Here is a 21,893-nt window from a genome sequence, read left to right as displayed (position 1 = left end):
GAGTAATTATTCGACTCTTTAAATTTGAGAAAATAGACTGTCAAAAATTGTGGTCGCCATAAAACTCACTTAAGACTATTCTTAAAAGCAATATCGCCGTTGTAAACTCCCATTTCTGGTATGCAAAGAGAAGCTAGATTTATTGGGAAATCATTTACAATAAGATTTTTCTGGCTAAGGATTGGATCGAATAAATGAAAAAAATAATCGTGCTATCACTTCTGGGCGTAGTGGTTGCGGTGGGTGCTGCGGCCAGCATCTATTCAAATGAAGAACCAGAATATATTCAGTCAGCAAAAAGCCGTGTCGGATCGTATTTAACCAGCGATTACGGACGTGTCGAATGTAATAGCACCCAGGTAAGTGAAGATCGCTGGGAGCTGGGCTGTACCAATAAGGCGAGGGGCAAAACCTTCCAGTTCGCTGTTTACCCATCCGAGCAGGCGCCGTATGGGGTCTCTCGTGCGTTTTATCTCGAAGCGATTAATGATGATGCCCGCCAGAGTGCAGAGCAGGGGCTGATGCGTTATCTGCAAATTAATACCAAAGCGGGTTAATCGATTCGTTTATGCTTCGTTGAGGCTCACAGTGGTAGATTGCAGGTGATCCACATCCCGGTATGGAATACCGGAACGTAGATACCAAAATACAAATCTATCCATGCAAGCATTTACCGCCAGATTATGGCGGTTTTTTTTTGCCCATTTATCGTACCGGCTGTAAAAATTGTTTGCGATATTGCGCGGGTGAAAGCGCAAATTGCTGCCGGAAATGGTGGCGCAGCGTGGCGCTTTGTCCAAATCCGGTTTGTTCCGCAATATTGTCGATGCTGAGCCGACTGTTTTCGAGATAATCTTTTGCCCGGTGCAATCGCGCAGTCAATAACCAGCGCGCGGGCGTTGTTCCGGTCGCGTCCTGGAAACGGCGCAGAAAGGTGCGCTGACTCATACCCACCCGCAGAGCCAGCGATTCGACGGTATGGGAAACGGCCAGATGCTGGTGAAGATAATCAAACAGCTGGCCGAGGCGCTGGCTCTCCCGCAACTGAGCCACCGGTCGGCTAAGCTGCTGGGTTTGCGAGCCGTCCCGATGGGGCGGGATCACCAGCCGACGCGCCACGCGGTTTGCCACTTCCATACCGTAATTCCGGCGCACCACGTGCAGGCACAGATCAATCCCCGCGGCGCTTCCGGTGGAAGTGAGAATATCGCCTTCGTCCTGGTAGAGCACATCTTCGACCACGGTAATGGCGGGATAGCGTGTTTTCAGCGCTTGCGTATAGCGCCAGTGGGTGGTCGCCTTCCGCCCGTCAAGCAGGCCTGTGGCTGCCAGAACGAAAACGCCAGAACAGATCGAGAGTAGCTGGCAGCCGCGGGCATGCGCCGCGCGGAGCGCCTGGCAGAGCGCTTCCGGTACGGGTTCGTCCAGCCCTCGCCAGCCGGGAACGACAACCAAATCCGCCGTCTCCAGCAGACCCAGATCGCCATCGGCCAGAATACGGATCCCGCCCGTTGCCCGGAGTTCGCCATCATCCACGCTCGCCACGGCAAACTGATACCAGTCATCGCCCATCTCCGGGCGCGGCAAGCCAAAGATTTCTACCGCCACGCCAAACTCAAAGGTACATAAACCGTCATATGCCAGCACGATCGCGCGCGGCGAGGGATGTCTTAAGTTTGTCATCTTTTTGCTGTTTTCTGGCATAGGCGGACGCATTCATGGGCTGAATTAAGGGATAGAGTAGTGTTAACACAAACACCACAAATGAGGAAGATTCATGAGCTATGTTACTGAATTTCCGGCTGCTGAGCCGCAGGAAGCTGTGGGGCATTTTCTGCGTCGTCTGAGTGTCGAGACGGACTGCGCCGATGTCCATCACGCGGTATCCAGCGGTGAGCAGGACTTTGTTCTGCTGCACGTTGTCGGAAAGCCTGAACATTTTGCCCGGCGGCATCTGCCCGGCGCGCTGCATTTACCCTGGAGCCAGATCACCGCAGAGCGGATGAAAGCGTGGCCGGAGGGCACGCTGTTTGTCGTCTATTGTGCAGGTCCGCACTGCAACGGGGCGGACAGGGCGGCCCTAAAGCTGGCGCGTCTGGGTCTGCCGGTTAAGATTATGCTCGGGGGCATGACCGGCTGGGAAGATGAGCGGTTCGCGTTTGCAGGATCTTCATCACCCGCTCTGTGAACATGAATTTATTTCAACACAGATGAAATTTTCTCGTTTGTCGGCGGCGAGCCGGTATGACATCTTTTCAGGACGTTTAGACATCCAGAAGTCTAAAGATTCAAGAGATGAATTATCACTGTGGGCAATTAACGCCGACAGACAGAGGAGATTTCCATGCAGCGACACCATGCCCCGTACCGCGCCGATGTAGTCGGCAGTTTTTTACGCCCGGATGCTATTAAACAGGCCCGTCTGCAATTTGCCAGCGGTGAAATCGATGCCGGGCAGCTTCGCGCGGTTGAGGACGAGGCCATTCGTCATGTTGTCGAGCAGCAGTGCGCCTGCGGTCTGCATGTGGTAACGGACGGTGAATTCCGCCGCGCCTGGTGGCACTTTGACTTCTTTGACGGGCTACAGGGCGTGGAGCGTTATGATTCCCAGCAGGGCATTCAGTTCAACGGGGTGCAGACTAAAGCCCATGGCGTGCGCGTAACGGGCAAACTGGGCTTCGGCGATCATCCTATGCTGGAAGATTTCCGCTACCTCAAAAGCATTAGCGGTAATGCACAGCCGAAGATGACCATTCCGAGCCCGAGCGTGCTGCACTTCCGCGGTGGCCGCAAGGATATTGATGCTACGGTCTACCCGGATCTGAAGGATTACTTTGACGATCTGGCGACCACCTGGCGCGATGCCATTCGGGCCTTTTACGATGCAGGCTGCCGCTATCTGCAGCTGGATGACACCGTCTGGGCCTATCTTTGTTCGGAGGACCAGCGCCGCCAGATCCGCGAGCGTGGTGACGATGCAGACGAACTTGCCCGAACTTATGCCCGGGTGCTGAATAAGGCGCTGGAGGGCAAACCGGACGATCTGACCGTCGGGCTGCACGTCTGCCGCGGCAACTTCCGCTCAACCTGGATTTCCGAGGGCGGCTATGAGCCGGTGGCGGAGGTGCTGTTCGGCACGGTGAACGTCGACGCGTTCTTCCTGGAGTACGACAACGACCGTAGCGGGGACTTCGCGCCACTGCGTTTTGTGCGCCCGGGTAAACAGCAGGTGGTTCTGGGGCTGATCACCACCAAACACGGTGAACTGGAGAACCCGGAAGGGGTGAAAGCGCGTCTGGAAGAGGCTGCGCGCTACGTGGCGAAAGAGCAGATTTGCCTCAGCCCGCAGTGCGGATTTGCTTCTACGGAAGAGGGTAACAGCCTGAGCGAAGCCCAGCAGTGGGATAAAGTTCGCCTCGTGACGAAAATCGCCAGCGACGTCTGGTAACGCCGTTTACAGCGCTGCATTATTACAGTGCAGCGCTGTACCATTCTGAGTCGTTTCCCGTCACTCCTCTCTTCGATCCCTTTAAAATCCTGTCTCTGCAACCTGGCACTGTTTTTGCTCTCCTGAAACTGGCGTTACTTTTTTCTGCGTCCGGCGGTAACGGACGTCTTCGCACAGCTTTCTTTTCAGGAGTGAAAATATGCACCGTCGTACCTTTATTAAAGCGTTCACCTTGTCCGCCTCCGTCATCGCCATGGGAATGAGCTTTGGCGTCCAGGCCGCAGAGACCATTAAAGTCGGGATTATGCACTCTCTCTCCGGCACGATGGCCATTTCAGAAACGCCCCTGAAAGATGTCGCCCTGATGACCATCGATGAAATCAATGCTAAAGGCGGCGTGCTCGGGAAAAAGCTGGAGCCGGTGGTGGTTGACCCGGCATCCAACTGGCCGCTGTTTGCCGAAAAGGCCCGCCAGCTTCTGAGCCAGGATAAGGTCGCCGTGGTGTTTGGCTGCTGGACCTCCGTATCGCGTAAATCGGTTCTGCCGGTTTTTGAGGAGCTGAACGGTTTGCTGTTCTATCCGGTGCAGTATGAAGGTGAAGAGATGTCACCTAACGTCTTCTATACCGGCGCGGCGCCTAACCAGCAGGCGATCCCGGCGGTGGAGTACCTGATGAGCGAGGACGGCGGCAGCGCGAAGCGCTTCTTCCTGCTGGGTACGGACTACGTTTACCCGCGCACTACTAACAAGATCCTGCGCGCCTTCCTGCACTCGAAAGGCGTTGAAGATAAAGATATTGAAGAGGTCTACACCCCATTTGGACATAGCGATTACCAGACCATCGTCGCCAGTATCAAAAAGTTCTCCACAGGCGGCAAAACGGCAGTGGTCTCCACCATCAACGGTGATTCCAACGTGCCTTTATATAAAGAACTGGCGAACCAGGGGCTGAAAGCCACAGACGTGCCGGTGGTGGCGTTCTCGGTGGGCGAGGAAGAACTTCGCGGCATTGATACCAAACCGCTGGTGGGTAACCTGGCGGCGTGGAACTACTTTGAATCCGTCGACAACCCGACCAACCAGTCCTTTGTCGCGGCTTACAAAGCCTACGCGAAAGCCCATAAGCTGCCGAATGCCGATACCGTGGTCACCAACGATCCGATGGAAGCGACTTACGTTGGCCTGCATATGTGGGCGCAGGCGGTTGAAAAAGCGGGAACAACCGACGTGGACAAAGTGCGCGCGGCAATGGCGGGCCAGTCGTTCAACGCGCCGTCCGGCTTTACGCTGACCATGGACGCCACCAACCACCACCTGCATAAGCCCGTCATGATTGGTGAAATTGAAGGCAACGGCCAGTTCAACGTCGTCTGGCAAACCGAACAGCCGGTACGCGCTCAGCCGTGGAGCCCGTTTATCGCCGGGAATGACAAAAAGCCTGACCAGCCGATGAAAACCGCCAGCAACTAAGCCACCACCAGGGAGAGACGTCATGAACGCCATACGCATGATGATTGCGATTGTGTGGCTTACCGGACTGCTGCCAGGGATGGCGCAGGCATCGGATGCCGATGATTTCGTTGCCGCTAGCCGCAGCCAGCAAACCGCCATGCTGACCCGCTGGGCAGCCACGCCGGAACCTGCACGTTTGCCGCTGCTTAAGGCGCTGCAACAGGAGAACCTTTATACCGACAGCCAGAAGAAGGCATTTACCCGCATCGACGGCGAAATGGTTGCCCTGGGCGCGGCAAAAAGCGCTGAAGGCACGACCAAAGCCGTGCGGCTGACCAACCGACTGCGCGTGTTAACCGTCACGGCGCTGGCGACGCATCAGCTTGTCAGTGACAGTGTCACCGAAAGGCGTCATGCCGCGCGGCAACTTCAGCGTGACGCCCGGCCGGATATGCTCGGCTTTCTGCAACAGCGGGCCAGTAGCGAAACGGACGACGTCACCCGACAGTCGCTGATGCTGGCGCTGGCAAACCTCCAGCTGACGAGCCCACAGGCTGAAGTACGGCTCAAGGCTGTTGAGCTGTTGGGACAGTCTGACGATCCGGACGTGCAGGCCACGCTGACGCCGTTCACCCAAACGCAAACCGAGCCGGACGCACGGGTACGTGCCGCCGCCGCTGAGAGCCTGGAGCGTATTCAGCACCGGCTGATGTGGGGCGAACTGCTGGGGCAGGCCTTCATGGGCCTGTCGTTGGGGTCGGTACTTTTGCTGGCCGCGCTCGGGCTGGCTATCACCTATGGTCTGCTGGGGGTGATAAACATGGCTCACGGTGAAATGCTGATGCTCGGGGCGTATGCCACCTGGATGGTGCAGCAGGTAATGGCGCAGTGGATGCCTCAGTGGCTGGCGCTTTATCCGGTGGTGGCGCTGCCGGTGGCGTTTTGCCTGACCGCAGGCATCGGGATGGTGCTGGAGCGCACGGTGATCCGCCATCTTTATGGCCGCCCGCTGGAAACCCTGCTCGCCACCTGGGGGATAAGCCTGATGCTTATCCAGCTGGTCCGCATGACCTTTGGCGCTCAGAACCTTGAGGTCGCTAACCCGGCATGGCTGTCCGGCGGGGTGCAGGTTTTCGCCAACCTGACGCTGCCCTGGAACCGTATTGTGGTGCTCGGCTTTGTACTGCTGGTGCTGTTCTTCACCTGGCTCATTCTGAACAAAACGCGTCTGGGTCTCAACGTGCGGGCGGTGACGCAAAACCGCAGCATGGCGGCCTGCTGCGGCGTTCCCACCGGACGGGTAGATATGCTGGCATTTGGCCTCGGGTCCGGCATTGCCGGGTTGGGCGGCGTGGCGTTGTCCCAGCTGGGGAACGTGGGGCCGGAGCTGGGCCAGGGATACATCATCGATTCGTTCCTGGTGGTGGTGCTCGGCGGCGTCGGCCAGCTGGCCGGTAGCGTCGCGGCGGCCTTTGGTCTGGGGATCTTCAATAAAATTCTTGAACCGCAGATGGGCGCCGTGCTGGGCAAGATCCTGATTCTGGTGGCGATCATTCTGTTTATCCAGAAACGTCCGCAGGGGTTATTCGCACTTAAAGGGAGGGTGACAGACTGATGAGCCAGCCATTGACCTTAACACTGGCGCGCAGGGCACCGCGCACCGCGCAAATCTTCGGCAGTCTGCTGGTTGCGGCGCTGCTGGTGCTGCCTTTTCTCGCGCTGTTACCCGCCACCCATCCGCTGGCCGTTTCGACGTGGATGTTGACGCTTATCGGCAAGATCCTCTGCTACGCAATTGTCGCCGTGGCCCTCGATCTGGTCTGGGGCTATGCCGGTATGCTCTCGCTGGGGCACGGCATATTCTTCGCCCTGGGCGGCTATGCGATGGGCATGTACCTGATGCGCCAGGCGGCCGGGGACGGGCTGCCCGCGTTTATGTCGTTTCTCTCGTGGAGCGAACTGCCCTGGTTCTGGTGGGGAACGCAGCATTTTGCCTGGGCGCTGGTGTTAATCGTGACGATCCCCGGCCTGCTGGCGCTGGTCTTCGGCTGGTTTGCTTTCCGCTCGAAGATCAAAGGGGTCTATTTCTCCATCATGACCCAGGCGCTGACCTATGCGGGCATGCTGCTGTTCTTTCGCAACGAAACCGGCTTTGGCGGCAATAACGGCTTTACCGGCTTTACCACGCTGCTCGGGTTTTCCGTTACGGCGACTACCACGCGGATCGCGCTGTTTCTCGCAACGGTCATGCTGCTGCTTCTGGCCCTGGGCACAGGCTACGCCCTGGCGAAGAGTAAATTTGGCCGCATTTTAACGGCGGTGCGCGATGCGGAAAACCGTCTGACGTTCTGCGGCTACGATCCGCGCGGCTTCAAGCTGCTGGTCTGGACGCTTTCCGCCGTGCTGTGTGGCCTGGCGGGAGCGCTGTACGTTCCGCAGGTGGGCATTATCAACCCGGGTGAAATGTCGCCGACCAACTCGATTGAAGCGGCCATCTGGGTGGCGCTGGGCGGGCGCGGCACCCTGGTAGGCCCGGTGATTGGTGCGGCGCTGGTCAATGGTGCGAAGAGCTTTTTCACCGTGGCGATGCCGGAGTACTGGCAACTGTTTCTTGGGCTGATTTTCATCGCCGTGACGCTCTTTTTACCGCGCGGCGTGTTCGGTCTGTTTCGTAAGGGAGAGAATTAATGCAGCCCTCTGAAGGACTCTTTACCCGCCAGCTACCGGGCGATCGTTACCGTGAGCAGACCGATCCGGTGTTACAGCTTGAGGCCATTAACGTCAGTTTCGATGGTTTTCAGGCGTTGACCGATCTCTCACTTAATATCGGCGTCGGTGAATTGCGCTGCATCATTGGCCCTAACGGCGCCGGTAAAACTACGCTGATGGACGTGATCACCGGCAAAACCCGGCCAAAAAGCGGGAAGGCTATTTACGATCAGTCCATCGATCTGACAGCCCTTGAACCGGCGGCCATTGCCCGTCAGGGCATTGGCCGTAAGTTCCAGAAACCGACCGTGTTTGAAGCGCTGACCGTAGGGGAAAACCTCGAAATCGCCATGAAAGCCGACAGGTCCGTCTGGGCGAGCCTGCGGGCAAAACTCAGCGGCGAGCAGCGCGACCGCATTGACGAGATGTTGGTTTTGCTGCGGCTTGGCAGCGAGCGCGATCGCCGCGCCGGGCTGCTTTCCCACGGGCAGAAGCAGTTTCTGGAGATCGGCATGCTGCTGGTGCAGGATCCGCATCTGTTGCTGCTGGACGAACCCGCCGCCGGTATGACCGACGCAGAGACGGAATACACAGCCGAGCTGTTCCGAACTCTGGCAGGCAAGCATTCGCTGATGGTGGTTGAGCACGATATGGGCTTCGTCGAGACCATCGCCGACCACGTCACGGTGCTGCATCAGGGGCGCGTACTGGCCGAAGGCTCGCTTCGCGAGGTACAGGCCAATGAGCAGGTGATTGACGTCTATCTGGGACGCTAAGGAGAGGGGATGTTACAGGTTAACGAGCTGAATCAGTACTACGGCGGAAGTCATATTCTGCGCGGGGTGAGCTTTGAGGCGGTGGTCGGGGAAGTTACCTGCCTGCTGGGGCGCAACGGGGTGGGGAAAACCACGCTGCTGAGGTGCCTGATGGGGCTGATCCCGGTGAAAGCCGGGGAGGTGGTCTGGCAGGGAAAGACCATCACTCACAGTAAACCGCACCAGCGGGTGCAGTCCGGCGTGGCGTATGTTCCGCAGGGGCGGGAGATTTTTCCGCGTCTGACCGTAGAAGAAAACCTGCTGATGGGACTGTCGCGCTTCTCCGCGGGAAACGCAAGGAGCGTGCCGGAGGAGATTTGGCAGCTTTTCCCGGTGCTGAAGGAGATGAAACACCGTCGCGGAGGCGATCTTTCCGGTGGTCAGCAGCAGCAGCTGGCGATTGGTCGCGCGCTGGCGAGCCGTCCACGGTTACTGATCCTGGATGAACCCACGGAAGGTATACAGCCGTCGGTGATTAAAGAGATTGGGCAGGTGATCCGCAGCCTGGCGAACCGGGGGGATATGGCGATCCTGCTGGTGGAGCAGTTTTATGATTTTGCGGCGGAGCTGGCCGACAGCTATCTGGTGATGTCGCGCGGCAGCATCGTCCAGCAGGGGCGCGGCGAGAACATGGAGCAGGAGGGGGTTCGCGGACTGGTTGCGATCTGAAATGTTATACTATAACATCCTCATTCTTATAACACGGAATGAGGGTTTTGCTGTGGCTGCACAACTTGGAAAAATTGCGCTGACTCTGGGAACGCTGCTGGTAAGCGGCTCGCTTTTTGCCCATTCGCACGGTCATCAGATGACGGAGGCGGAACAGAAGGCGGCAAACGGCGTCTTTGAGGATAAAGACGTCAGGGACAGGACGCTGTCTGACTGGGACGGGACCTGGCAGTCTGTTTACCCGTTCCTGCTTGATGGTTCGCTGGATCCGGTTTTCGAAAAGAAAGCGCAGAAGGGGGAAAAATCCGCTGCCGAGGTGAAAGCCTACTACCGTAAGGGCTACGCGACGGACGTGGACGCCATCGGCATTGAAAACAACGTGATGGAATTCCACAGAGGCAAAACGGTGAGCAGCTGCCGCTACGACTACAGCGGCTATAAAATTCTGACCTATGCGTCGGGGAAAAAAGGCGTGCGCTACCTGTTTGAATGTAAGGATAAGGCAAGCCAGGCGCCTAAGTTTGTGCAGTTCAGCGATCATACCATCGGGCCGAAAGCCTCTTCACACTTCCATATCTTTATGGGCAACACCTCCCACGAGGCGCTGCTGAAAGAGATGGATAACTGGCCGACCTACTACCCGAACGAGATGTACAAAGAGCAGGTGGTGGAGGAGATGTTGCACCACTAGGCTGTTGGATTTGCCGGGTGGGGGCTTAGCCTTACCCGGCGTGGGATTAGGGTTTCGTAGGTCGGGTAAGCGCAGCGCCACCCGACACGCTATCTTCACTTTTCACGCGCATCCCGCGCAAAACCATCAGCCACGCCGCAATAATGGCGGCCATCATAATAATAAATAACGACCAGTGCGGCAGATGGGTCAGGATGAGCCCGGTGATCATCGGGTTCGCCGCTGCGCCCAGCCAGCCCAGCGCCTGGGCGGAGAAGTAGCTCGCCTTCATGCCCGGCGGGGCGATATTGTCGATCAGCATGTATTCACCCGGGGCATAAATAATTTCACCCAGGGTGAAAATCGCCGCCGCAATCCCCCAGTAAAGCAGGTTCTCGCCGGAAAGCATAAACCCGCCCAGCCCGAGGATGAAAAAGAGCGTTGCGGCTGTCATTAGCGGGCGGATGTTGCTGGCGGAGATCTTGCGGCCAAGCGCGTATTGCAGGGTGACCACCACCACCGCGTTGACGGGCAACACAACGGCCACCACCTTTTCTGCGAAATCGCTGTCCGCATACGCGGCGAGGACATACTGGGAAATGCAGCTGGCGAACGATCCGCCCACATAGGACGCCAGCAGGCCGGAGAGCGTGTACCAGAACAGCGCCCGGTCCTTCAGCAGCACCGAGGGCTGCCACGGCGCTTTTTCCTCCACACTGTCAGACGCTACGCTTTTCTGCACAAAGAAATGGATAAACCCGAGCGGCAGTGCGGCGCAGAAGGCCGCCAGCCAGAACGGCAGTTGCAGGCTGTACATCACCAGTAGAGTGCCAACCGGCGGCCCAATCGTCCAGCCGATGTTCAGGAAACTGTAGTTGAGTGAGAAAACGCGCGCCTTTTCGCTGGAGGTCAGCACGTCGGCAAACCACGCTTTCAGCACCGTTGAGAAGACGGAATAGGCGCAGTTAATCAGGGCAAAGAACAACACCACCAGCGTCACGTTATTCACCAGCGGAATGGCCACAAACCCGGCGATAAAGGCCACGATGGCGACCAGCATATAGCGTTTTTTGTCGAACTTGTCCGCCAGGATGCCAAACCCCAGGCTAAACACCACGCCAATGGTCAACGCCACGGTAAGGGCATAGCCAATATTCTCCACGCTCATATCGTACACGCGTGTGAGATATATGGTCATAAAGGGCAGCGTTGCCCCGCGGCCAATTGTTAATAACAATGACGATGCCAGTAGCGCTGCGGTTGAGCGCCTGATTGATGGTTTCATTTTCCTGCCCGACAAATGCTTATGCTTTTTTTGTTGTGTTATTACAGGATTATCATGGGATCGGCAGCTTGTATAGCACCCAATTTATCCGCAAGTGCTTCTCCTCAGTACCAGAATTAATGATCTTCTCGCGGGGGTATTTTTTCTGTTACCTTGAAGTGTTTACAAAAATTTAATAATTCAGGGGCGGAAAATGACGCGGAAAGACGGGCTGTTAGCGTTACTGGTTGTCGTGGTGTGGGGACTCAATTTTGTGGTCATCAAAATGGGGTTGCACAACATGCCTCCACTCATGCTGGCGGGTCTGCGCTTCCTGCTGGTGGCCTTCCCGGCGCTGCTTTTCGTTGCCCGCCCAAAGATTCCCCTGAAGCTTCTGCTGGGCTACGGCCTCACCATCAGCTTTGGTCAGTTTGCGTTTCTTTTTTGCGCTATCAAATTCGGTATGCCTGCGGGTCTGGCTTCGCTGGTGCTTCAGGTGCAGGCTTTCTTTACCATTATTCTCGGCGCGTTTGTCTTTGGCGAACGTTTGCAGGGCAAACAGCTTGCGGGCATTAGCCTTGCGGTCTTTGGCGTGCTGGTGCTGATAGAAGGCAGCCTCAACGGTCAGCATGTCGCGCTGCTGGGCTTTATGCTCACCCTGGCGGCGGGGCTGAGCTGGGCGTGCGGCAATATCTTTAACAAGCTGATAATGCAGCATGAGTCGCGTCCTGGGATCATGTCGCTGGTGGTCTGGAGCGCGTTGATCCCCATTGTGCCGTTTATGGTCGCGTCGTTTATTCTGGATGGACCGCAGGTGATGCTGAAAAGCCTGGTGAAGATCGACCTGACGACCATTTTGTCGCTGATCTACCTGGCATTAGTCGCCTCAATCATTGGCTACGGCATCTGGGGATCGCTGCTCGGACGCTATGAAACCTGGCGCGTGGCGCCGTTATCGCTGCTGGTACCGGTAGTCGGGCTTGCCAGCGCCGCACTGTTGCTGGATGAAACGCTCAGCGCGCTGCAACTGTGTGGCGCAGGGCTGATTATGGCCGGGCTGTATATCAACGTCTTTGGCTTGCGGGTGCGTCGGGCGACGCGGGTGCGGAGTTAAGGCAGAAAAAAGCCCCGCATTAGCGGGGCAAAAACGAATTACAGGTCGTGATTATAATACGGCACGCCTAATTCGTCGGATTTGTCGCTGCCAGCGCCCATGTGATTGAAGTCCCAGGGCGACTGGTTTTGCGTGGACGGCATAATCATGGTGTCACGATTATTTTGCTGCCCCGCACTGGGGGTTTGCTCCGCGAAGCTCTGGCCGGAAACCAGCACCAGCAAGGTGAGGGCGGCGGAGGCGATAAATTTCATGATTTCCTCGGTTACGTCTTAACAGGCGATGATTAACTGCAATGTTTTAGCGGATACAGATAACGGGATTCACCCGGCATACTGGTAATACGGTACTTATGAGGCGGCACGTCAAAGTAGTTCTTGAACGTACGCGTCAGGGTTTGTTGCGATTCAAATCCGTAGCGTTCCGCCAGATAGAGGATCGGCTCATTGCTTTCTTTCAGTTTTTGGGCAATCTCCGTCAGCTTACGGCTGCGAATATATTGTCCTAATGAATGGCCGGTCTCTTTTTTAAACATCCGTTGCAGGTGCCATTTTGAGTAACCTGAACGCTCAGACACTTTCTCAAGGGAAAGTGGAGATTCCAGGTTATCTTCGATCCAGTCCAAAATGCTATGAATGGTGATAGCGTCAGTATTGCGTCTGGACATCGTCATACCTCTTTTTCTGTTTACGGCAGGATTTTCTTGAGTAAAAGCTCAAGCGTTGCCACTTCATCTGCCGTTAAGTTTTTTGTCAGTTCCTGGTGCAGTGTTTGTCCTACTAATTGATGACATTGCTCACACATGGCCGCGCCATCGCTGGTCAGTTTCACCAGTACGCCACGTTTGTCATTCGGGTTAGGGCTTCGTTCTATCCATCCTTTGCAGACGAGACGATCCAGCATGCGGGTTAACGCACCCAGATCGACAGAGAGCACCTTTTTCAGCTCAACCGGCGTGATACACACTTCGCAGCGAATGGAACACAGCACTTTGAACTGTGTTGCGGTGATATCCAGCGGTGACAGGTAGTCATTGAGCAGGCGATCTTTTTTCTGGTTAACCATATGAATAAGACGACCCAGTGGGATTATGTCGTTAAAGAGATCACTGGTGCTTTTCACGATGGTTGCCCTGGCAAGTAGTTTAGTCACGGCAGATATTATTGCTCAGGCAAGTATAAGTCAACTGAATGGATCAGCCGATGCCACGAAATGCTAAAACGCTTCAGGAACTTTTTCTGTACGCTTTTAAATCATATAGATAATCTGGGGTTATTAGTTACGCGGGACAATTATGGTTACGTTGCGCGGATAGCTCAGGACGAGACTTTCCCCCTATAATTGCGGTATTGAATAAGGATAAGGACTGCGGTGCATTATGTTGGATTTGATTAAAGCAGTGGGGCTTGGGCTGGTGGTGTTGCTTCCGCTGGCGAACCCGTTAACGACCGTGGCGCTCTTTCTGGGGCTGGCGGGTAACATGAACAGCGCGGAGCGCAACCAGCAGTCGAGGATGGCCTCCGTCTACGTCTTCGCGATTATGATGGTGGCTTATTATGCCGGACAACTGGTGATGAATACTTTTGGTATTTCGATTCCCGGTCTGCGTATCGCCGGTGGGCTGATTGTGGCGTTTATTGGTTTCCGGATGCTGTTCCCGGCGCATAAAGCGCATGAATCTCCGGAAGCCAAAAGCAAATCGGAGGAGCTTGAAAGCGAACCGAGCGCCAATATCGCGTTTGTGCCGTTAGCCATGCCGAGCACGGCGGGGCCGGGAACGATTGCGATGATCATCAGTTCCGCCTCAACGGTGCGTGATGGTGTTACTTTTCCGCACTGGGTTATTACCGTTGCGCCGCCGATCATTTTTGCGCTTATCGCCATTATCGTCTGGGGGTCATTGCGCAGCTCCGGGGCGATTATGCGCTGGGTGGGCAAGGGGGGGATTGAAGCTATCTCCCGTCTGATGGGCTTCCTGCTGGTCTGTATGGGCGTGCAGTTTATTATTAACGGCGTGCTGGAGATCATTAAGACGTATCACTGAGGACATTGCCGGGTGGCGCTGCGCTTACCCGGCCTACAAGTCCGTAATAACCTGGGCCGGGTAGGCCGAAGCCGCCACCCGGCACAACTAACGTCAACCGTGGCTGGTCTGTTCTTCCATCGCGACCGGCCATTTACGGAAGATAAGCACCGACCAGATCAGCGCAATCAGCGCGGGAATCGCCCCGAGATAGCCAATGGCCGACATCGATACATGCAGGCTGATCTGATTTCCCACCAGCGCACCGGCCCCAATTCCCAGATTAAAAATTCCCGAGAACAGCGACATTGCCACGTCCGTGGCGTCCGGGGCCAGGGCCAGCACTTTGACCTGCATTCCCAGACCAATAATCATGATCGCCACGCCCCAGAACAGACTGAGGATCGCCAGATGACTCTCGCTGCCTGCCGCAGGCACCAGTAACAGCAGGCACGCCAGCAGCAGGCCAATCGCACTGCTTACAAGCGCAGACGCGTGCTTATTGCCCAGCTTCCCGAACAGGATACTGCCGATAATCCCCGCGCCGCCCAGGATCAGCAGCAGAACGGTGGCGAAGTTAGCGCTAAAGCCCGCCACAACCTGAACAAACGGCTCAATATAGCTGTAGGCCGTGTAATGGGCGGTCACCACAATCACGGTCAGCAGATAGATGCTCATCAGCGCCGGTCGACGCATCAGCAGCGGCAGACTTTTCAGCGAGCCGGAGTGTTCGCTGGGCAGTTTTGGCAGCAGTTTGATCAGACACACCAGGGTGATCAGCGCCCCCATGCCGATGGCAAAGAAGGTGGTGCGCCAGCCGAAGTATTGACCCACAATGCGCCCGATCGGCAGGCCTAACACCATCGCCAGCGCCGTTCCGGTGGCAATCAGGCTCAACGCCTGGGCGCGTTTCCCCGCCGGGGCGAGACGAATGGCGAGCGATGCGGTGATCGACCAGAAAACGGCATGGGCAAACGCGATGCCGACGCGGCTGATCACCAGCACCGTAAAGTTCCATGCCATAAATGACAGCACATGGCTGGCTATGAACACCACAAACAGCCCAATCAGCAGCTTACGACGTTCCATCTGGCTGGTCAGCAGCATAAACGGCAGCGACATCAGCGCTACCACCCATGCATAGATGGTCAGCATAATGCCAACCTGTGCCGTTTCCATATGGAAGCTGGCTGCAATGTCGGACAGCAGCCCAACCGGAACAAATTCCGTGGTGTTGAAAATAAACGCTGCGATGGCGAGCGTGACCACGCGTAGCCACGCGACCCTGCGGGAAACCGTGTGTGTTGTCATAGGGATATCTGGGATTCGTTGCCTGAAAGATGAGGAGACGATCTTAAAGCCTTAAACGGCGAAAACTCAACCGTTATGTGATGTGAATCACAAAATTTACCTTCATGCAGCGGTAGCGAACGCGGTTGTTTTCATTGAAGATAAAGAACAACACAACAAAAACAGGCGGTAACACAATGCAGGAGATTGATTTTTATCTGGTAGATGCGTTCAGCGAGTCCTCCTTTGGCGGCAACCCGGCGGCGGTGTGCCCGCTCGACGCGTGGCTGCCCGATGAGACGTTACTGCGGATGGCACAACAGCATAACCAGTCGGAAACCGCGTTTTTTGTGTGCACCAAAGGGGGGATTGAGCTGCGCTGGTTCACCACGCTCACCGAGGTTAATCTGTGTGGTCACGCGACGCTTGCCGCGGCGTATGTTCTGTTTAACGAACTGGATTATCCGGACTCACGCCTTCATTTTGACACCGCCTCTGGTCGCCTGACCGTCAGCCGTGAAGGTGACTGGATGACGCTGGACTTCCCGGCCTGCCCGACGCAGGCACAGACGCCGCCACCGGAGATGCTCACCGCACTCGGTATCAGCCACTACGTCGAGGCGCGAAAAGGCCGCGCCTGGGTGCTGGTACTTGAGAGCCGCGAGCAGGTGGAAGCCATTAATCCGGATTTCTCCGCCATGACGCCGGGGGAGCATAAAGTGGCCGTCACCGCCCGGGACGAAGGGGAATACGACTTTGTCAGTCGTTTCTTCTCGCCGGGCGTGGCCGTGCCGGAAGATCCTGTCACCGGCTCCGCGCACACCATGCTGATCCCTTACTGGAGTGAACAGCTTGGCAAAACACAGATGTTTGCCCGTCAGGTTTCTGCCCGTGGTGGCGACGTACGCTGCGAACTGAAAGGCGACCGCGTGCGGATGGGCGGGCAGGCGGCGCTGTATCTGAAGGGCACAGTATTTCTGCGCTGAATAAATCTAAGAGGAACCAACGATGCAGGAAATTGATTTTTATCTGGTGGATGCCTTCAGCGACAGGGTGTTCGGCGGCAATGCGGCGGCGGTGTGTCCGCTGGAAGCGTGGCTGCCGGATGAGACGCTGCTGAAGATGGCGAAGCAGCATAATCAGTCAGAGACGGCGTTCTTTGTCCGAACGGATAACGGGTTTGAACTGCGCTGGTTTACCACGCAGGATGAAATTAACCTCTGCGGCCACGCAACCCTCGCGGCTTCTCACGTTATTTTCGAATACCTGGATTATCCGCATACGGAAATCACCTTCACCACGCGCTTTGTCGGCGAACTGACGGTACAACGCAGCGGCGACTGGCTGACGCTGAATTTCCCGGCGTGGTCAACCGAGGTTGTCGATACTCCACCCGCAGTGCTGTTCAGCGCGCTGGGCATTAACGCGGCAAAAGAGGTGCGTGCAGGGCGCGATTACATGGTGGTGCTCGACAGCCAGCGGCAGGTGGAGGCGCTGACGCCGGATATCACAGCCATGCTCCCGCTGGGGAAAATGGTCTGCGTTACGGCGCCGGGGGATGAGTATGATTTCGTCAGCCGCTTCTTCTGCCCGGGGGAAGGGGTACCGGAGGATCCGGTGACGGGATCAGCGCACAGCATGCTGATCCCGTACTGGAGCGAAAAGCTTGGAAAAACGCAGATGTCGGCCCGCCAGGTCTCCTCCCGTGGCGGGGATCTGCGCTGCGAGCTGAAAGGCGACCGCGTGCTGATTGGCGGGCAGGCCACGCTGTATATGAAGGGGAAAATTTTCCTTCGTCTCCAGGATTACGGTCATCATTAAAAACTATGACGCCGGTATACAGGGCGGGCGGTATGTTGAACGAAAACGACAAGGAGCCTGCCATGTATTCTATTACCGCTGAATCCGCCCATCATCCAGATATTCTCGCCCTGATTACGGCGCTGGACCGTTATCAAAGCGTTCTCTATCCCGCGGAAAGTAATCATCTGCTGGATTTAACCGAACTGCCGGACGACTCGCTGATCCTGATGATTATTCGTGACACTCAGCTTAACGCCGTCGGGTGTGGCGCTGTTGTTTTGAACGGGGACGGGACCGGGGAAATGAAACGGGTCTATATTGATCCAACCCATCGCGGGCAACGGCTGGGTGATAAATTACTGGCGGCGCTGGAAGATGAAGCCCTCAGCCGCTGCTGCCACACCGTCCGGCTGGAGACGGGGATCAAACAACACGCCGCTATTCGTCTGTATCAACAGTGTGGATACGAACGGCGCCCCGCGTTTGCCCCCTACAACGAGGATCCGCTGAGCCTGTTTATGGAGAAGACACTGGTGGCTGACGTTCGTTTAGCAGCCCTATAAACGCCTCAAGCTGGCGGGTCATCGCCCCGCGTCGCCACACCAGCCAGGTGGTGAGCCAGCGCCAGTTTTCCGCCAGCGGCCACGCCGCCACCTGATGATGCCCCGGCATACTCTCCAGCATGGAGCGGGGCATCAGCGCAATGCCTGCCCCGGCAATCACGCAGGCGAGCATCCCGTGGTAGGACTCCATCTCGTGGATCCTTCCCGGCGTTACGCGGTCAGCATGAAACCAGCTCTCCAGATGACGCCGGTAGGAACAGTTGGCGCGAAAGGCATACACGTCGCTACCGCTCACCTGCGTGGCTTTTGACACTTCCGCATGGCCCGCAGGGGTGACCAGCATCATCTCTTCCCGGTAAACCGGCATTCCTTCCAGTTCGGGGTGTGAGAGCGGCCCGTCGACAAAGGCGGCGCTGAGCGTCCCCTCAAGCACACCGTCAATCATCGTACCGGAAGGCCCGGTGGACAACGCAAACTGAATGCGCGGATAGCGCTGATTAAACCGCGCCAGACTTTCCGGAATGCGTACGGCGGCGGTACTTTCCAGCGCGCCGAGCGAGAATAATCCCTGCGGTTCATCCCCGGCGACGACCATTCGCGCTTCGTCGACCAGCGCCAGGATCTGTTTGCTGTAGCGCAAAAAATTGTGCCCGGCGGGGGAAAGCCGCAGGCGCTGATTCTCGCGAATAAACAGCTCCACGCCGAGATCCGCTTCAAGCTGTCGGATGCGGGTGGTGAGGTTTGACGGCACCCGGTGTACCTTCTGCGCCGCCTGGGTAATGCTGCCGGTCAGTGCGACGGCGTTAAACATCTCAAGCTGTGTTAAGTCCATACCATTCTCGATTCGTGAACAAGGTGGTGAGTATTATTCATTTTTAAGAAATAGCAGAGTGGGCCACAATCAATCAACTGTTATTACATGGAGAACTTCATGACGTATTCATCTGCTACCCATGCCTACTCTGTCAACCCGGCTACCGGCGAAACGCTGGCTGCTTACCCGTGGGCAACGTCCGGTGACGTTGAGCGTGCCATTGCGCAGGCGGATACCGGTTTTCGTCAGTGGCGACGCGAAAGCGTGGCGCACCGGGCGCAAAAACTTCGCGATCTGGGTGCGGCGCTGCGTAGCCGTGCGGAAGAGATGGCGCAGACTATCTCCCGGGAGATGGGCAAGCCCATTGTGCAGGCGCGTGCGGAGGTGGCTAAGTCCGCCAGCCTTTGCGACTGGTACGCTGAATACGGCCCGGCAATGCTGCGCCCGGAATCTACCCAGGTCGACAATGCGGTGATTGAGTACCGTCCGCTGGGGCCTATTCTGGCGGTGATGCCGTGGAACTTCCCGCTCTGGCAGGTGCTGCGCGGTGCGGTGCCGATCCTGCTGGCAGGGAACAGCTATCTGCTTAAACATGCGCCAAATGTGCTCGGCTCGGCGGAGCTGATCGGGAAGGTGTTCGCGGATGCCGGTTTCCCGGAGGGGATCTTTGGCTGGGTGAACGCGACAAATGACGGCGTCAGCCAGGCGATTAACGATCGGCGTATCGCGGCGGTGACCGTAACCGGCAGCGTTCGGGCTGGTGCGGCAATTGGCGCGCAGGCGGGCGCGGCGCTGAAGAAATGCGTGCTGGAGCTGGGCGGCTCCGATCCGTTTATCGTTCTGAATGATGCCGATCTGGATCTGGCTGTCAACGCGGCCGTGGCCGGACGTTATCAGAATACCGGACAAGTTTGCGCGGCGGCGAAACGCTTTATTGTGGAAGCGGGCGTGGCGGACACCTTTACCCAACGCTTTGTTGACGCGGTCAAGGCGCTGAAAATGGGCGCACCGGATGAGGAAGATAACTATATTGGCCCGATGGCGCGATTTGATCTTCGCGATGAACTGCATCAGCAGGTACAGGCTACGCTGGCGGAAGGGGCGACCCTGCTGCTCGGCGGCGAGAAGCTTGCCGGGACCGGTAACTTTTATGCGCCAACCGTACTCGGCGACGTCACCCCACAGATGACGGCCTTCCGTCAGGAGCTGTTTGGCCCGGTGGCCGCGATTACCGTCGCCAATGATGCGTCGCACGCGTTGCAGCTGGCTAACGACAGCGACTTTGGCTTATCAGCGACGGTCTTTACCGCGAACGATGCGCTGGCTGAAACCTTCTCTCGCGAGCTGGAGTGTGGCGGAGTCTTTATCAATGGCTACAGCGCAAGCGATGCGCGCGTTGCGTTTGGCGGAGTGAAGAAGAGCGGCTTCGGGCGAGAGCTTTCACATTTCGGTCTGCATGAGTTCTGTAACGTTCAGACGGTCTGGAAGGATCGCGTGTAATGTTGATGCCGGGTAGGGCAAGGCCGCTACCCGGCAATTCACGTTTCCTGTCATTATTTTGCAATGGTTCTGTCATTTTCGTTTCGTAGACTCGCTCGCGTCTAACGTATTGTTACAGAAGAAAATTATGAACCTAACGCAAATTTTTCGTCGTCTTGCGCAGCGCTTTTTTCCTCGTCAGTTTGGCCTGCTGACCGGCATCTTTTGTATTATCGGCCTTTTCTCCGCCCTGCAACTTTCATCCTCCTTCCTGCTTACTGCCTCCCTGAATCAAGCCCAGCGTAACGAACAGCGCAATCAGCTGGTCTGGCAGCAACAGAGCAGGCTGGATCAGGCACGTATTTCGCTGCTTGCGGCGAGCGATCTGCTCAACCGCTCCGGGGTGTACTTTATGCAGGATAAAGAGACCGGTTCGGAAGGGAGCTGGCATAGCCTGATGGACGAGGCGCAAAAATCCCTGGCGGCGTCTCAGCAGGCATGGCAAGCCTGGCTCGCGCTTAATCCTACGCAGGACGAGGGGCTTGTTAATAGCTATCAGCTGTTCTTCGGTGCCATTAGCGAGCAGGCGGAAGGGCTGGTGAAAACCAACAGCATCGACCTCTTTTTCGCCGTACCCGCCCAGGCGTTTCAGACCGATTTTAATGACAACTTTGCACGTTATCAGCAACGGAGTGAGAAGCAGGCGATACAGGGGCGTCAGTCGCTCATGGAACAACTCTCAGGCCTGCAACGGCTGTTCCTGTTTGCGCCGCTGGTGCTGCTGGCTATTGCCATTGCCGTCTGGTTTGCAATGGCGAAATGGGTGATATCCCCGCTACGCCGTCTGATTGTCCATATTAACCAGCTTGCGGCAGGGGATTTGTCGGGAATACCCCCTGACGTTGTGCGTTTTAACCGTGAAATCAGCCAGCTCAGCGGCAGTATTACCGCCATGCAGCGCGGGCTCCAGCAACTGGTGACTCAGGTCAGCGAGGCCACTACCTCTATGGTCGAAAATATCGGGTCACTTGCGCAGGGGAACCAGAAGCTTTATCAGCAGTCCACGCGACAGGCCAAAGAGCTGGAGGAGGTGACCGCGCATATCGCCGATCTCGAAACCCACGTTGAGGGGAACACGGGTTATGCAAAACTCGCCCGCTCGCGCGCGGATGAAGCCCGACAGGCTGCCGTCGGCGGGGAGCAAATGATGACAGCGGTGAATGGCTCGATGCAGACGATCGTCGACCGATCCTCAGAGATGCGTGGGATCGTCGCCATGATCGACAGCGTGGCGTTTCAGACCAATATTCTGGCCCTCAACGCTGCCATTGAAGCCGCCCATGCGGGAGAACAGGGGCGCGGGTTCGCGGTGGTCGCCCGTGAAGTGGGGCTGCTGGCCAGAAAAAGCAGTCACTCTACGCAAACCATCCAGTCGCTAATTAACCACTCGCTACAGGGCATTGAAGAAGGTTCTCAGGTGGTAAACCGTCTGGAAGAAAATCTCCAGCAGGTCACCGGGCTGGTGGCCAATCTGAGTAGCCTGCTGAATGATATTTCGCTGGCCACTCTAAATCAGGGGGAAAGCATTCATCAGATGACGCGCCAACTTCAGGCGCTGAATCAGGTATCGCGTCAGACAGATGTGCTGGTTAGCGAAGCGTCGAATGCCTCTGAGCGCCTGCATCGGGAGTCAGATCTTTTGTTGCAGGCCGTCTCGCGTTTTCGTCTCCCTGCCTGACGTGACGTATAAGCCTCTGTTATACTCGCAGCCCGTTTTAG

The 21,893-nt window shown here is 56.8% G+C and carries 23 protein-coding genes; 16 read left to right on the top strand and 7 right to left on the bottom strand.

Annotation, left to right across the window (positions count from 1 at the left end; all coding sequences use genetic code 11):
* Positions 1–194 precede the first annotated feature (194 nt).
* The gene (locus ACOT0L_RS09220) at positions 195–557 is read left to right on the top strand and encodes a hypothetical protein (RefSeq protein WP_015570547.1); all 363 of its coding nucleotides are present in this window, start codon (positions 195–197) and stop codon (positions 555–557) included.
* A gap of 148 nt (positions 558–705) precedes the next feature.
* Here the strand turns inward: ACOT0L_RS09220 and ftrA are convergent, their stop codons facing one another.
* Positions 706–1,704 (bottom strand): transcriptional regulator FtrA, encoded by a 999-nt coding sequence (gene ftrA, locus ACOT0L_RS09215; protein WP_368995259.1) that lies wholly within the window; start codon positions 1,702–1,704, stop codon positions 706–708.
* Between the two features lie 73 nt (positions 1,705–1,777).
* On the opposite strand from ftrA, the gene ACOT0L_RS09210 reads away from it, so the two are divergent.
* The 8 genes from ACOT0L_RS09210 (at position 1,778) to zinT (ending at position 9,785) form a co-directional block, all read left to right on the top strand.
* Positions 1,778–2,188, top strand: a complete 411-nt coding sequence (locus ACOT0L_RS09210) for a rhodanese-like domain-containing protein (RefSeq protein WP_023300088.1) — start codon at positions 1,778–1,780, stop codon at positions 2,186–2,188.
* A gap of 156 nt (positions 2,189–2,344) precedes the next feature.
* The gene (locus ACOT0L_RS09205) at positions 2,345–3,448 is read left to right on the top strand and encodes a cobalamin-independent methionine synthase II family protein (RefSeq protein WP_023306183.1); all 1,104 of its coding nucleotides are present in this window, start codon (positions 2,345–2,347) and stop codon (positions 3,446–3,448) included.
* Positions 3,449–3,647: 199 nt separating this feature from the next.
* The gene (gene urtA / locus ACOT0L_RS09200; RefSeq protein ID WP_045622754.1) at positions 3,648–4,919 is read left to right on the top strand and encodes an urea ABC transporter substrate-binding protein; all 1,272 of its coding nucleotides are present in this window, start codon (positions 3,648–3,650) and stop codon (positions 4,917–4,919) included.
* Positions 4,920–4,941: 22 nt separating this feature from the next.
* Entirely contained in the window at positions 4,942–6,516 is a 1,575-nt protein-coding gene (gene urtB / locus ACOT0L_RS09195) for an urea ABC transporter permease subunit UrtB (protein ID WP_023306185.1), read from the top strand.
* Positions 6,516–7,589 carry an urea ABC transporter permease subunit UrtC gene (urtC, locus tag ACOT0L_RS09190; protein WP_045622751.1) on the top strand — a complete coding sequence of 358 codons (1,074 nt, stop codon included), beginning with the start codon at positions 6,516–6,518 and terminating at the stop codon, positions 7,587–7,589. Before urtB ends, urtC begins: the two co-directional genes overlap by 1 nt.
* Entirely contained in the window at positions 7,589–8,386 is a 798-nt protein-coding gene (urtD, locus tag ACOT0L_RS09185) for an urea ABC transporter ATP-binding protein UrtD (RefSeq protein ID WP_022648099.1), read from the top strand. Before urtC ends, urtD begins: the two co-directional genes overlap by 1 nt.
* Positions 8,387–8,395: 9 nt before the next feature.
* On the top strand, positions 8,396–9,094 hold the full coding sequence (gene urtE / locus ACOT0L_RS09180) for an urea ABC transporter ATP-binding subunit UrtE (protein WP_023300094.1): 699 nt from the start codon (positions 8,396–8,398) through the stop codon (positions 9,092–9,094).
* 52 nt (positions 9,095–9,146) lie between these two features.
* Positions 9,147–9,785 carry a metal-binding protein ZinT gene (gene zinT, locus ACOT0L_RS09175; RefSeq protein WP_023306187.1) on the top strand — a complete coding sequence of 213 codons (639 nt, stop codon included), beginning with the start codon at positions 9,147–9,149 and terminating at the stop codon, positions 9,783–9,785.
* 46 nt (positions 9,786–9,831) lie between these two features.
* Here the strand turns inward: zinT and ydeE are convergent, their stop codons facing one another.
* A complete protein-coding gene (ydeE, locus tag ACOT0L_RS09170) occupies positions 9,832–11,049 on the bottom strand; it encodes an efflux MFS transporter YdeE (protein ID WP_038416049.1) in 1,218 nt (405 codons plus the stop codon).
* 193 nt (positions 11,050–11,242) lie between these two features.
* On the opposite strand from ydeE, the gene eamA reads away from it, so the two are divergent.
* On the top strand, positions 11,243–12,142 hold the full coding sequence (eamA, locus tag ACOT0L_RS09165) for an O-acetylserine/cysteine exporter (protein WP_126503024.1): 900 nt from the start codon (positions 11,243–11,245) through the stop codon (positions 12,140–12,142).
* A 38-nt stretch (positions 12,143–12,180) separates the two neighbouring features.
* On the opposite strand, the gene marB is transcribed toward eamA, so the two are convergent.
* From marB to marR, 3 genes are read right to left on the bottom strand one after another with little or no spacing between them, the layout of a single operon-like run.
* Positions 12,181–12,396, bottom strand: coding sequence for a multiple antibiotic resistance protein MarB (gene marB / locus ACOT0L_RS09160; protein ID WP_003857184.1), 216 nt, complete (start codon positions 12,394–12,396; stop codon positions 12,181–12,183).
* A 32-nt stretch (positions 12,397–12,428) separates the two neighbouring features.
* On the bottom strand, positions 12,429–12,809 hold the full coding sequence (gene marA / locus ACOT0L_RS09155) for an MDR efflux pump AcrAB transcriptional activator MarA (RefSeq protein ID WP_001303241.1): 381 nt from the start codon (positions 12,807–12,809) through the stop codon (positions 12,429–12,431).
* Positions 12,810–12,829: 20 nt separating this feature from the next.
* Positions 12,830–13,264: a multiple antibiotic resistance transcriptional regulator MarR gene (gene marR / locus ACOT0L_RS09150; RefSeq protein ID WP_020884159.1), complete on the bottom strand. Its 435-nt coding sequence runs from the start codon at positions 13,262–13,264 to the stop codon at positions 12,830–12,832.
* A gap of 256 nt (positions 13,265–13,520) precedes the next feature.
* Here marR and ACOT0L_RS09145 point away from each other — a divergent pair, with 256 nt between their 5' ends.
* Complete coding sequence (locus ACOT0L_RS09145; protein WP_022648105.1) at positions 13,521–14,186, top strand: MarC family NAAT transporter; 666 nt, start codon at positions 13,521–13,523, stop codon at positions 14,184–14,186.
* Between the two features lie 93 nt (positions 14,187–14,279).
* Here the strand turns inward: ACOT0L_RS09145 and ACOT0L_RS09140 are convergent, their stop codons facing one another.
* Positions 14,280–15,476: a sugar transporter gene (locus ACOT0L_RS09140; protein ID WP_046621560.1), complete on the bottom strand. Its 1,197-nt coding sequence runs from the start codon at positions 15,474–15,476 to the stop codon at positions 14,280–14,282.
* 176 nt (positions 15,477–15,652) lie between these two features.
* Here ACOT0L_RS09140 and ACOT0L_RS09135 point away from each other — a divergent pair, with 176 nt between their 5' ends.
* The 3 genes from ACOT0L_RS09135 to ACOT0L_RS09125 all read left to right on the top strand — a co-directional run bounded on the left by ACOT0L_RS09135 (position 15,653) and on the right by ACOT0L_RS09125 (position 17,821).
* Positions 15,653–16,441, top strand: a complete 789-nt coding sequence (locus ACOT0L_RS09135; protein WP_022648107.1) for a PhzF family phenazine biosynthesis protein — start codon at positions 15,653–15,655, stop codon at positions 16,439–16,441.
* A gap of 22 nt (positions 16,442–16,463) precedes the next feature.
* The gene (locus ACOT0L_RS09130) at positions 16,464–17,276 is read left to right on the top strand and encodes a PhzF family phenazine biosynthesis protein (protein WP_126503023.1); all 813 of its coding nucleotides are present in this window, start codon (positions 16,464–16,466) and stop codon (positions 17,274–17,276) included.
* A 62-nt stretch (positions 17,277–17,338) separates the two neighbouring features.
* Positions 17,339–17,821, top strand: a complete 483-nt coding sequence (locus tag ACOT0L_RS09125) for a GNAT family N-acetyltransferase (protein WP_032622224.1) — start codon at positions 17,339–17,341, stop codon at positions 17,819–17,821.
* Here the strand turns inward: ACOT0L_RS09125 and ptrR are convergent.
* Complete coding sequence (ptrR, locus tag ACOT0L_RS09120) at positions 17,775–18,653, bottom strand: putrescine utilization regulator PtrR (protein ID WP_045622741.1); 879 nt, start codon at positions 18,651–18,653, stop codon at positions 17,775–17,777. The genes ACOT0L_RS09125 and ptrR overlap by 47 nt on opposite strands.
* A gap of 99 nt (positions 18,654–18,752) precedes the next feature.
* On the opposite strand from ptrR, the gene sad reads away from it, so the two are divergent.
* Entirely contained in the window at positions 18,753–20,135 is a 1,383-nt protein-coding gene (sad, locus tag ACOT0L_RS09115) for a succinate-semialdehyde dehydrogenase (protein WP_126503022.1), read from the top strand.
* A gap of 127 nt (positions 20,136–20,262) precedes the next feature.
* Positions 20,263–21,852, top strand: a complete 1,590-nt coding sequence (locus tag ACOT0L_RS09110) for a methyl-accepting chemotaxis protein (protein ID WP_126503021.1) — start codon at positions 20,263–20,265, stop codon at positions 21,850–21,852.
* Positions 21,853–21,893 lie beyond the last annotated feature (41 nt).

It is taken from the genome of Enterobacter cloacae complex sp. XAL002 (assembly GCF_049236805.1).
In the GTDB taxonomy this organism is placed as follows: Bacteria; Pseudomonadota; Gammaproteobacteria; order Enterobacterales; family Enterobacteriaceae; genus Enterobacter; species Enterobacter intestinihominis.
This window is presented reverse-complemented; position numbering and strand designations above follow the sequence as displayed.